The following is an 11,741-nucleotide window of genomic DNA, read 5'->3' on the forward strand; positions in this document are numbered from 1 at the left end:
ATGCCAGCCGATGTCTCGCGGCGCCGTTTTGCCAAGCTCACGGGCCTCGCCGCGCTGGGCGTAGCCGCAGGTGTCCGGGCCGCGGAGAATGAAAAGTCCGCATCGACCGACCGCCACCTGCCGGCGCCGTTTCCGAAGGATTTTTTGTGGGGCACGGCGACCTCGTCCTACCAGATCGAAGGCGCGGTCGATGAGGACGGTCGCGGAAAGTCGATCTGGGATATTTTCAGCCACATCCCCGGCAACATCGAGGACGGCTCGACCGGCGACCGCGCCAACGAGCACTATCACCGCTACAAGGAGGACGTCGCGCTGATCAAGGCGCTCGGCGTCAGGGCCTACCGTTTCTCGATCGCATGGCCGCGCGTGTTTCCGGAAGGCTTTGGCCAGCCCAACCCCAAGGGGCTCGATTTCTACGACCGTCTCGTCGACGAGCTGCTCGCGAACGGCATCGAACCATATGCCACGCTCTATCATTGGGACCTGCCGCAGGCGCTCCAGGACCGCGTCGGCGGCTGGTCGTCGAGCGACACCTCGAAGGCTTTTGCCGATTACGCTGCGCATGTCGCCGCGCGTCTGACCGATCGGGTGAAGAATATCTTCACCGTGAACGAGGTCGGGCGTTTCGTGAATTTCGGCTATGGCTGGGGCATCGATGCGCCCGGTCTCAAGCTGCCGACCGCGCAGCTCAATCAGGCGCGCCATCACGTCGCCTTGGCGCACGGGCTTGCCGTGCAGGCGATCCGCGCCTCCGGCCGCGTCGGCACCCGCGTCGGCCCGGCCGAGAACATCGCCGCCTGCGTGCCGGCGATCGCGACGCTGGAAAACATCCACGCCGCCGAGATCGCGACGCGCGAGCTCAACGCCGGCTTCCTCGGCGTGGTGCTGGAGGGCAAATACACCGAGGGCTTTTTGGCCTATGCCGGCGCGGATGCGCCGAAATTCACCGCCGAGCAACTGAAGATCATCGGCACGCCGAACGATTTCGTCGGCCTCAACATTTACGCGCCGCAGTATTACGTCACGGCTTCCGACCGCGCGCCCGGCTTCCACGTGCTGCCGTTCCCCACCTCGTTCCCGCACATGAATTCGGAATGGCTGCGGATCGGCCCCGAAGTGATCTACTGGGCGCCGCGCCTCGCTGCAAAGATCTGGAACATCGAGAATATCTATATCAGCGAGAACGGCACCTCGTCCGAGGACAAGATCGCTGCCGACGGCCAGGTCTACGACCTCGACCGCATCATGTTCCTGCGCAACTATCTGACCCAGATGCAGCGCGCGACCGCCGAGGGCGTGCCGATCCGCGGCTACTTCCTCTGGAGCCTGATGGACAATTTCGAGTGGATCTTCGGCTACGGCAAGCGCTTCGGCCTCTACCGGGTCGATTTCGAGACCCAGGCAAGGCTGCCGAAGCTGAGCGCGGCGTTCTATCGCGACGTGGTGGCGAGGAATGCGATCGGGGCGTAAGACCACACCCTACGGATCCAGCTCCGTATCCCAGTACAGATAGTCGAGCCAACTATCGTGCAGATAGTTCGGCGGGAACAGGCGGCCGTTGCGGTGAAGCTGGTGCACGGTCGGGGCGAAGGCGTGCTGGCGCGGAAACATTTTTGCCTGCACCGGCGTGAGATTGCCTTTGCGCAGGTTACACGGCGAGCATGCCGCGACCACGTTCTCCCAGGTGGTCTGGCCGCCTTTGCTGCGCGGGATGATGTGATCGAAGGTCAAGTCTTCGGGCGAGCCGCAATACTGGCAGGCGAAACGGTCGCGCAGGAAAACGTTGAACCGGGTGAAGGCCGGATGGGTGGTCGGCTTGACGAAGGATTTGAGCGAGACGACGCTCGGCAGCTGCATTTGCAGCGTGGGGCTATGAACCGCCTGATCGTAATGTGCGACGATGTTGACGCGATCGAGGAACACCGCCTTGATCGCGTCCTGCCACGACCAAAGAGACAGCGGGTAGTAACTCAGCGGCCGGAAGTCCGCATTCAGCACCAACACCGGCCAACTGCCTTGCGAGACATGTGCGTTCAAGTAACGCTCCCGGCCTCCAATATACGCTGCGAAGCAGCATGTACTGACATACTACATGCAGCGTGACGGGATTGTGAAGCCCGTTGAGCGACTTATTCAGGTGCAAGCAATGCGGCGCCGGGGTGGCGAAAGTGCTCAAAAAGCCGCGTTTTGGAGGAGGTACGCGGCTGGCTAGGAACCGCCGTGACCAGCGGCTCGTGGCCTGCTGCGGAAGCTACTCCCGTACCCGCTCCAGCTTCTGCAAGCACCGCGTCGCGCGCACCGCCGCCGGCATCTCCTCGTCGGGAAAGCTAGTGTCCCAGTTGGTCACGCCGACCTCGCCGACATAGATGTCGCCCCTGGAATCCAGCGCGATGCCGTGGGGCGCCAGGAACTTTCCGCTCGCAACACCCGGCCCTTCCTCGCCGCCGAGGCGCGCGATGCGCTTGCCCTTGGCGTCCACGATCGACAGCCGCGGGCCGAGATTGGGCACATTGCGGTTGATGGCGAGGCCCGGGCCGAGCTCGCCGATCACGAAGGTCGGCCTCTTGCCCCCACCGCAGCAGCACAGCGCGCAGGGGCGGTGAAGGTTGTTCCACTGCGTCTCGTATTTGCCCTCGCCATCGAACACCTGCACCCGGTGGTTCTCGCGGTCGGCGACATAGACCCAGCCGTCGGCATCGGTGGCAATATTGTGCACGATGTTGAACTGGCCGGGATCCGTGCCCGGCTCGCCCCAGCTCTTGAGCAGCTTGCCGTCCGGCGTGAACTTGTGCACGCGCGCATTGCCATAGCCGTCGGAGACGTAGATCTCGCCCTTCGGCGACAGCGCGGTGTGGGTGCAGCGACGGAAGGGCTCGCCGCTCATGAACGGCGCCGGTTTCTCGGGGATGCCGATCGTCAGCAGCACCTTGCCGTCCGTGGTGCATTTGCGCACGGTGTGGTCGCCGTCATCGGTGCAGTAGAGATTGTCGTCGGCGTCGATATGCAGCCCGTGTGCGCGCGAGAACAGCCCTTCGCCCCAACTGCGCAGGAAATTGCCGTCGCGGTCGAGCACCACCATCGGGTGGGCGCCGCGGTTGAAGACGTAGACGCGATCCTTGCTGTCGACCGCGACGGAGGCGACGTCGGTGAGCTGCCAGCCTTCGGGCAGTTTCGCGAAATTGTCGATGACGCGGTAGCGGTGCTCGCCGCTGCCGAGAATGGCTGGCATTGATCTCTCCTCTCGTCATTCCGCGCTACGCGCGCCCCGGAATGACGGCTATATTCGCCCCAAAATCCCTTCCTCGATCGCCTTGATCTGCAGCGCGAGATATTTCGAGTTGATCCGGCATTGGGCGAGGCTGCCGGCGATGAACCAGAGCCCGGGCTGCCTGGTGCGCGCGTACATGTTGCGCAGCTCAAGACCATCGCCAAAGCCCCAGATCGGCCCGACGCGGTCGGCGATGGCCTCGCCGAACAGTTTTCGCACCAGATATTCCTGCGGCTTGTAGCCGGTCGAGAGCACGATGAGATCGGCGGGAAGGAGCGTGCCGTCCTTCATCCGTGCGCCCTCCTCGACGAAACCCTCGATGTCGGAGAACTGCCTGAGCTTGATCGCGCCCTCGACGACCAGGTTGGAGCAGCCGACGTTGAAATAATAGCCGCCGCCGCGGGTGAGGTATTTGAACTGCCAGCCGGTGCCGGCCTCGCCGAAGTCGAGCTTGAAGCCGACGTGGGAGAGGCCGTCCAGCAGCTCCTTGTCGAGCTGCTTCGATTGCTCGGTCAGCATCACGTGCGTCTTCTTCGCCAGCGGCGTCGGCATCGAGGCCGCGATCAAATCATTGTCCTCGAGCGTGCCTTCGTTGTAGGTCGCATAAGCGAGCTGCGCCGACGGCTCGATATTGGTGACCAGCGTCGGCGAACGCTGCACCAGCGTCACCTCGGCGCCGCTGGAATGAAGGTCCTGCGCGATGTCGTGGCCGCTGTTGCCGGTGCCGATGACGATCGCGCGCTTGCCGGTCCAGCTCTCGCCATCCTCGTAGCGGCTGGAATGCAGCAGCGTTCCCTTGAAATTGTCGAGCGTCGGAATGGCCGGAATATTGGCGATGCCGCTGACGCCGGTTGCCATGATGACATGACGCGGATGCATGGTCCGCTTGCTGCCGTCGGTACGGCACAGTGTGACCGTCCAGCGTCCCTTCGCCTCGTCATAGGCGCCGCCTGCGAATTCGGTGCCGGTCCAGAAGTTCAGCTCCATGGCATCGACGTAGGCCTCGAACCAGTTGGCGAGCTTGTCCTTGGGGATATAGGTCGGCCAGTTCGGCGGGAACGGCATGTAGGGCAGGTGATTGACCTGCACCTGGTTGTGCAGGGTGAGCGCATGATAACGCTTGCGCCAATTGTCGCCGATCCTCGTCTCGCGATCGACGATCAGCGCGTCGACCTTGAGCTGCTTCAGCCGTGCTGCGATCGCGAGCCCGGCCTGGCCGCCGCCGACCACCAGCACGGCCGGATCGCGATCGGCGTAGTCGCGCGAGGCGTTGCGCAAATCGAGCCAGTTAGGCCCGCGGAAATCGCGCGAATAGGCCTGGCCGCGCGGCCTCGACGTGCCGAGTTGCTCCTCGAATCCCTTGAGCTCGTCGAGCGCGGTGAGCAATGTCCAGGCCTTCAGGCGGTCGCCGTCAGCGCCATCGGGAATGAGCCTGATGATGCCGCTGCCACGCCCGAACGCCGTTTCGAAATTGAAGATCGCTTCGATGGTGTTGGTACCGGCGCGTGTCACCCAGCGCGGCGGCGCGCGGTTCGGCGCGATCTTGAAGCTGGTCGGTGCCGCCTTGGGCGCGAGCGCGGTCAGCGCTTGCGCAATCGTCTCGCGGCCGGCGATCGTTTGCAGGTTCCAGCTCAGCGCCAGCACGTCGCGCCAAAAGCTGTCGGCGAGGAAGAGGCGGTCCAGCGTGGCGGGATCGGGCCTGCCCAGCGCGCGCTCGAATTCATCGAGCCAGGCCTGGGCGCACGCGGATAGATCCTTGGTCTTGTCGAGCATGCGCGACCTCTTGGCCGTCTTTCGCGGCGTTTCCTCTGAGATCGAACGCTATACGGTTTCCTCGCCCGCCAAAAGCTGCCGACCCGAGCGAGGCAGGAATGCAGCCCTGCTCGGGCGGAATATGGCCTGGCCCTCCACTCGCGCGCGGGACGCCGGCCGGTGAAGGTTTAAGCGCCGCCCGGACCGCGGCCGGTCCAATAGGGATCGCGCAGCTTGCGTTTGAAGATCTTTCCGGTCGCCTCCCGGGGCAGCGCATCCAGGAACCGGATCTCCTTCGGCACCTTGAAGTTCGCCAGCCGCTCGCGCAGAAAGGCCTGCACTGCGGCAGCGGAGAGCTGCTCGCCGGTGTCGGGCTCGATGCAGGCACAGAGCCGCTCGCCATATTCCGGGTCGGGAATGCCGAACACGGCGCAATCGCGTACGCCGGGCATGCCGATCAGCGCGTTCTCGATCTCGGCGGGATAGATGTTGACGCCACCCGATATCACCATGTCGCGCTTGCGGTCGCACAGGAACAGATAGCCGTCCTCGTCGAGATAGCCGACGTCGCCGACGCTGACGAGGCCGTCGCGCCCGGCCTCGGCGCGCGCCTGCGCCTTGCCGTGATAATCGAAATCGGGCACCGCCGTCTGACGCATGTAGATTTCGCCGACCTCGTTGGCGTTGCACGGGCTGCCGTCGTCGCGGAAGATTCTGACGATGCCGCCTTCGATGGCGCGGCCGACGGTGCCGGGCTTCTTCAGCGCCTCCTCGGCAGAGTGCCACACCGGGATCCCGGTCTCGGTCGAGCCGAAGTACTCGTTGATGACCGGCCCCCACCAATCGATCATCGCCTTCTTCACCTCGGGCGGGCAGGGCGCAGCGCCGTGCACGACGAAGCGCAGCGACGACAGGTCGTAGCGGCGCCTGACGGTCTCGGGCAGCCGCAGCAGCCGCACGAACATGGTGGGGACCATGTGGATGTGCGTCACGCGGTGACGCTCGATCAGCGCCAGCAGCTCCTCCGCATCGAACCGCGGCTGGAGGATGATGGTACAGCTATTGCGAAACGCCATCATGCCGTAGGAATGCGGCGCCGAGTGGTACATCGGCCCGTTGATCAGCACGATTTGGTTGTCACGCGGCTTGATGCCATAGGCGATGGCGCCGACGCGTTCGGAGGCGGCGGCCTGTTCCGGCTGCATCGGCATGCGCCGCACGCCCTTCGGCATCCCGGTCGTGCCCGACGTGTAGATCATCGCCGCGGCCCGGCGCGGCGGTTCCTGAGCTTCCACCTGGCCGTCGCGCCAGCGGTCCCAATCGGTCAGCCCGGCGGGGACCGCGGTCAGCTCCGCGGGAATAGCAAAAGTCGCCGCCAGCTCGGGCGGCGTCGCGACCACGAGGAGGCGGACATCCGGCGCCACGCCGTCACGAATCTGCGGCAGCAGGTCGGCGTGGCAGACCAGGATCTTCGCGCCGCTGTCGGTCAGGATGTAGCGGACCTCCTCGGCCTTGAGGTGCCAGTTGATCGGCACCACCGGGCTGCCGAGGGCGGCAGAGGCCGCAACCACCTCGAACAGGGCGAAGTCGTTGCGCAGCATCATCGCAACCGGCGCGGCCTCGGCAAGGCCCAGGGCGCGGAATCCGCTTGCCGCCCGCCTGATGCGTGACTGGATCTCGTCATAGCTGATCCGGCGCTCGCCGCTGATGATCATGGCGTGTCCTTGTCTCGCGCGAGCCTAGCGATCGTCCAGCACGTCGCCGAAGCCGACCCAGCTCTTGCCGTTGAAGCGGCGGAGCTGAAGCTGCTGGAACGGCAGATAATCGTCGGGACCGGTCGTAACCGATATTCCTGGCAGCAGCAGCGGCAGCTTCACCTCCTTCAGCGAGGCCGCCTGGCGCATGATGTTGTCGCGGCTGACATCATCCTTGCACGCCTTCAGCACCGTCATCAGCAGCGTCGCATAGTGGTAGCCGGCGGCGTAGTTGGAGTTGGAAAGGTCGGCGTTCGGCATGTATTGCTTCATGAAGGCAAAATACTCCTTCACGCCGGGATCGTTGGCCCATTGCGGATCCATCGTGTCCTTCTGGTTGCTCGACGAGATCAGGCCGACCGCGTTGTCGAGCCCGGCCGGCTCCAGGAACGAAATCGACGAAGCCGATGTCGGCACGAAGAACAGCTCGGGCTTCCAGCCGATCTCGGCCACGCCCTTGACCATCTGCGAGGTGAACTTTCCGAGCACGACGCCGAACAGCACGTTGGCGCCCGAGGCCTTCAGGGTCGAGAGCTGCGAGCTGATCGTCGGCGCGCTGGTCTCGTAGGTCTGCTCGGCGATGATCATGCCGGCCGCCTTGGCTCCGAGCGCGCGCTTGAAGCCTGCGACATAGTCGCGACCGAAATCGTCGTTCTGCGCCAGGATCGCGATCCTGGCGTCGGGCTTGGTCTGCAGAATGTACTTGGCATAGACCACGCCCTCGGATTCGTAGGCCGCCATCCCCGGCATCGTCCATGGATTCTTCTGCGGCTCGGCCCATTTTGTGGCGCCCGAGAGCACGAACAGCTGCGGCACCTTCTTGGCGTTGAGATAGCGCTGCACGGCGCTGTTGGTGGCGGTGCCGAGCGAGCCGAACATCATCAGCACCTCGTCCTGCTCGACCAGCTTGCGGGTCTGCTCGACCGTCTTCGGCGGCGAATAGGCGTCGTCCAGCGTGATGAACTTGACCTTGCGGCCGCTGATGCCGCCTTCGGCATTGATCTTCTCGAAGAACGCTTCCTGTGTCCGCCCGATCGCGCCGAAGCCGGAGGCCGGGCCGCTATAGGGCAGGGTCTGCCCGATGCGGATCTCGGCGCTGCCCTCGGCGTGGGCGCTGGCGGCGCCGAGCGTCAGCAACGACATGCCGATCAATGCGGCTGCGAGCTTCATGGTGTCCTCCCGTTTTTTCTTGTCAGTCCGAGACGTCAGGCGCTGGCGCGGAGCAGGAAATCCTGGCGGGCCTGATCGAACTCCGCCTTCATCCGGTCGACCAGGTCGGCCACGGGCGGCGCGTCGGTGATCTGGCCGATGCCCTGGCCCGAACCCCAGATGTCGCGCCAGGCCTTTGATTTCGTGTTGCCGCCGGAGCCGAAATTCATCTTCGTCTTGTCGGCCACCGGCAGATTGCCCGGATCGAGTCCCGCGGCGGCGATGGAGGGGCCGAGATAGTTGCCGTGCACGCCGGTGAACAGGTTGGTGTAGACGATGTCGTGCGCGGCATGCTGCGTCAGCGCGGCCTTGTAGGCTTCGTCGGCGTTGGCTTCCCTGGTCGCGATGAAGCGCGTGCCGATATAGGCGAGGTCGGCGCCCAGCGTCAGCGCGGAGGCAATGCCGAAGCCGTCGCTGATCGCGCCTGACAGCAGGATCGTGCCCTTGAACCATTGCTTGACCTCGCGCACCAGCGCGAAGGGCGACAGCGTTCCGGCATGCCCGCCGGCGCCCGCGCAGACCAGGATCAGGCCGTCGACGCCGTGCTCGGCCGCTTTCCGCGCATGCTTGACGTTGATGACGTCGTGGAACACCAGCCCGCCGTAGGAATGCGCGGCCTCGACGATCTCGGCCGGCGGCCGCAGCGAGGTGATGATGATGGGGACGCGATGTTTCACGCAGGTCTCCATGTCTTTCATCAGGCGGTCGTTGGAGGCGTGGCAGATCTGGTTGACCGCGTAGGGCGCGACCTTCCTGCCCGGATTGAGCGATTTGTATTGGCCGAGCTCGTCCTCGATGCGGCTCAGCCATTCGTCGAACTTCGCGACCGGACGGGCATTGAGCGCGGGGAAGGATCCGACGACGCCCGCCTTGCACTGGGCGATCACCAGCTCTGGTCCGGAGACGATGAAGAGCGGCGAGCCCACCACGGGCAGCGCGAGCGAATCCTTCAAGAGAGCGGGCAGCGCCATCATGTCCTCCCTGGAAACGCGGCCCCGCCGGCGGGCGGATGACGAGGCGTTTCCCTGTTGATTGTCGCGCGGGCGATTGCCGCCCGTGTCGCGGGTTTGAACCCACTATAAGGTTGGACGGCGCGCTCCGGTCGTTCAATAATGAACGGATAGCCATTCAGATATGAACGGGGGTGCCGATTGGACTGGGATCTTTGCAAGACCTTCGTCGCGGTCGCCGATACCGGAAGCTTCACCGCCGCCGCCCGCCGGCTGCACACCAGCCATCCGACCGTCAGCCGCAAGATCGCGGCGCTGGAAGCTCAGCTCGGCACCAGGTTGGTGGCGCGCGCCGCCGACGGCCTGGCGCTGACGGCGGATGGACGGACATTGCGCGAGCACGCCGAGGCCATGGCGGCGGCGGCGCTGCGGGCCGAGACCGCGGTTGCGGCCGGAGGACATAAGGCGCGCGGCATCGTCAAGCTTTCGATCGGCGCGACGCTGGCCTCGCATTGGCTGATGCCGCGCCTGCCCGCCTTCCTGCGTGCGCACGATCATGTCCAGCTCGAGATCATCACCCACCCGTTTCCGGCGAGCGTGCGCCGGCGTGAGGCGGACGTGGTGCTGCGGCCTTTCGACAGCGGCGAGGAAAACCTGGTCGGCCGCAAGATCGGCCGCCTTGGCACCGGGTTCTATGCCTCGCGCGATTATGCCGCGGGGCGTTCCTTGCCTGAACGGCGCGGCGAGTGGAAGGAGCATAGCGTCGTGGGCTTCGCCGACCAGGCGTCCAATGCGCAGCTTGCGCGCTGGAGCGACGCCGTCACCCGGCAGGCCAGGGTGGTGATGCGCTGCTCTTCCCAGGGGGACATGCTGGCGGCGGTTCGCGCCGGGATTGGGATCTCGGCGCTCTCCTGCTTCGTCGCGGAAAGCTATCCCGACCTCGTGCGCGTCGCCCCGCAAAAGCTCGCCAGCGTGGCGGACCTGTGGCTGCTGGCCCATCCCGACCTCGTCGAGCTTCCGGCGGTGCGCGCCGTCGTGGATTTCGTCGCCGAATGCGCCCGGGCCGACCGCGCGAGGCTGCGGGGCTAGGCATGATCCGGAAAAGTGCGCAGCGGTTTCTTTAGCCCGAGCCGGCGAGCACGCCCTCGCGCTTCTTCACCGCGCGATAATAGCTCCACCACAAATGCGCCGCCGCGCCGCGCAGGGGACGCCAGGGCTCGGCGAGCGGCGCCATCTGCTTTTCCGTCGGCCTTGCCTGAAGGCCGAGCCCGACGCGGATAGCCTCCTGCACGGCGAGGTCGCCGGCGGGCCAGGCATCGCCATGGCCGAGGCAGAACAACAGATAGACGTCCGCGGTCCAGGGGCCGATGCCGGGCAGCGCGATCAGCGTGTGATGCGCGGCGTCGGCGTCTTCCTCGGCGAGCACGTCGAGGTTCAGCCGCTGCGCGCCGATCTCGCGCGCGAGATGCTTCAGCGTCTTGATCTTGGCGGCCGACAGGCCGAGCCGCCCCAACCGGTCAGTGCGGGCGCGGCGCACCGCGTCATGGTCGAACGGATCGAAGGCCGCCGACAACCGTCCCCAGATCGCCGCGGCGCTCGCGGTCGAGAGCTGCTGGCCGCAGACGATGTGGGCAAGGCCCGCAAAACCCGGCTCCCGCCGCCGCAGCGCCGGCATGCCTGCGATCTCGAACACGGGTTTGAGACGGGGATCGCGCTTGATCAGCGCTTGGACGGCCTCTTCGAGATCGGATTGGGTTTCGAGATGGATGGTCATGCGATTGGCAAGCTCTCTTCGACGTCATGCGCGGGCTTGACCCGCGCATCCATCTCCTATCGTAACAGAGTACTTGGAAGATGGATGGCCGGGCTGAGCCCGGCCATGACGAGTTTGATATGATGGCACCACCCGTTTTCCGATTCGCCCCGAGCCCGAACGGCCACCTCCATCTCGGCCACGCCTATTCCGCACTGCTGAATTTCGACCGCGCGCGCGAGACTGGCGGCCGCTTGTTGCTGCGGATCGAGGACATCGATGCAACGCGCTGCCGGCCGGAATTCGAGGCGGCGATCTACGAGGATCTGGCCTGGCTCGGGATCAACTGGGAGACGCCGGTGCGGCGGCAGTCGGAGCATCTCGCTTATTATCGCGCCGCGCTGGACAAGCTGTCGGCGCTTGGGCTCATCTATCCCGCCTTCGAAAGCCGCGCCGAGATCGCAAAGCTCGTCTCCGCGCGCGAGGCGGATGGTCCGTGGCCGCGTGATCCCGACGGCGCGCCGCTTTATCCCGGCGAGTCCAAATCGCTGCCTGCCGACGCGCGGGCGCGCCTGATCGCTTCAAGCGCGCCCTACGCGCTGCGGCTCGACATGGCGGCCGCCTATCGGCGCGTCGCCGGCCTGACCTGGAATGAGCTGGGCGAGGGGCCTGACGGCGAGCGCGGCACGGTCCCGGCGCGGCCCGAGGCCTGGGGTGACGTCATCCTGGCGCGCAAGGAGACGCCGACCAGCTACCACCTGTCCGTCGTCGTCGATGACGCGCTTCAGGGCGTCAGCGAGATCGTGCGTGGCCAGGACCTGTTTCACGCCACCGCCGTCCACCGCCTGCTCCAGGTCCTGCTCGGCCTGCCCGAACCCGCCTACCGCCATCACCGGCTGATTGGCGACAGCGACGGGCGGAAGCTGTCGAAATCGAGCGGCTCGACCGGTCTACGCGCCTTGCGCGCGGCCGGCATCACGCCTGCCGGCATCCGTCAGCTGGTGGGATTAGATTAAGTTTCTCTGGGGGTTAGCCAAACGCCGCCGTGACTCCGG

General features: G+C 65.6%; 9 protein-coding genes and 1 pseudogene. 3 read left to right on the forward strand and 7 right to left on the reverse strand.

What is annotated here, in order from left to right:
* Entirely contained in the window at nt 1-1,470 is a 1,470-nt protein-coding gene (locus GGD66_RS15700; protein ID WP_183258286.1) for a GH1 family beta-glucosidase, read from the forward strand.
* A gap of 9 nt (nt 1,471-1,479) precedes the next feature.
* Here GGD66_RS15700 and GGD66_RS15705 read toward each other — a convergent pair whose 3' ends face one another.
* From GGD66_RS15705 to GGD66_RS15730, 6 genes and pseudogenes are all read right to left on the reverse strand, one after another.
* On the reverse strand, nt 1,480-2,037 hold the full coding sequence (locus tag GGD66_RS15705) for an HNH endonuclease (RefSeq protein ID WP_018316280.1): 558 nt from the start codon (nt 2,035-2,037) through the stop codon (nt 1,480-1,482).
* 214 nt (nt 2,038-2,251) lie between these two features.
* Nucleotides 2,252-3,229, reverse strand: coding sequence for a peptidyl-alpha-hydroxyglycine alpha-amidating lyase family protein (locus tag GGD66_RS15710; protein ID WP_183258287.1), 978 nt, complete (start codon nt 3,227-3,229; stop codon nt 2,252-2,254).
* Between the two features lie 48 nt (nt 3,230-3,277).
* On the reverse strand, nt 3,278-5,041 hold the full coding sequence (locus GGD66_RS15715) for an NAD(P)/FAD-dependent oxidoreductase (RefSeq protein WP_183258288.1): 1,764 nt from the start codon (nt 5,039-5,041) through the stop codon (nt 3,278-3,280).
* A gap of 167 nt (nt 5,042-5,208) precedes the next feature.
* Nucleotides 5,209-6,744: pseudogene (locus GGD66_RS15720) on the reverse strand (acyl-CoA synthetase); the annotation flags it as partial.
* Between the two features lie 15 nt (nt 6,745-6,759).
* Nucleotides 6,760-7,944, reverse strand: coding sequence for an ABC transporter substrate-binding protein (locus tag GGD66_RS15725; protein ID WP_183258290.1), 1,185 nt, complete (start codon nt 7,942-7,944; stop codon nt 6,760-6,762).
* A 35-nt stretch (nt 7,945-7,979) separates the two neighbouring features.
* Nucleotides 7,980-8,954 carry a nitronate monooxygenase family protein gene (locus tag GGD66_RS15730; RefSeq protein WP_092255969.1) on the reverse strand — a complete coding sequence of 325 codons (975 nt, stop codon included), beginning with the start codon at nt 8,952-8,954 and terminating at the stop codon, nt 7,980-7,982.
* A 180-nt stretch (nt 8,955-9,134) separates the two neighbouring features.
* Here GGD66_RS15730 and GGD66_RS15735 point away from each other — a divergent pair, with 180 nt between their 5' ends.
* Entirely contained in the window at nt 9,135-10,022 is an 888-nt protein-coding gene (locus GGD66_RS15735) for a LysR family transcriptional regulator (RefSeq protein WP_092255703.1), read from the forward strand.
* 31 nt (nt 10,023-10,053) lie between these two features.
* Here the strand turns inward: GGD66_RS15735 and GGD66_RS15740 are convergent, their stop codons facing one another.
* The gene (locus tag GGD66_RS15740; RefSeq protein ID WP_092255701.1) at nt 10,054-10,707 is read right to left on the reverse strand and encodes a DNA-3-methyladenine glycosylase; all 654 of its coding nucleotides are present in this window, start codon (nt 10,705-10,707) and stop codon (nt 10,054-10,056) included.
* A 122-nt stretch (nt 10,708-10,829) separates the two neighbouring features.
* Between GGD66_RS15740 and gluQRS the strand changes: the two genes are divergently transcribed.
* Nucleotides 10,830-11,702, forward strand: a complete 873-nt coding sequence (gluQRS, locus tag GGD66_RS15745) for a tRNA glutamyl-Q(34) synthetase GluQRS (protein ID WP_183258377.1) — start codon at nt 10,830-10,832, stop codon at nt 11,700-11,702.
* Nucleotides 11,703-11,741 lie beyond the last annotated feature (39 nt).

The organism is Bradyrhizobium sp. CIR48, from assembly GCF_014198315.1.
In the GTDB taxonomy this organism is placed as follows: Bacteria; Pseudomonadota; Alphaproteobacteria; order Rhizobiales; family Xanthobacteraceae; genus Bradyrhizobium.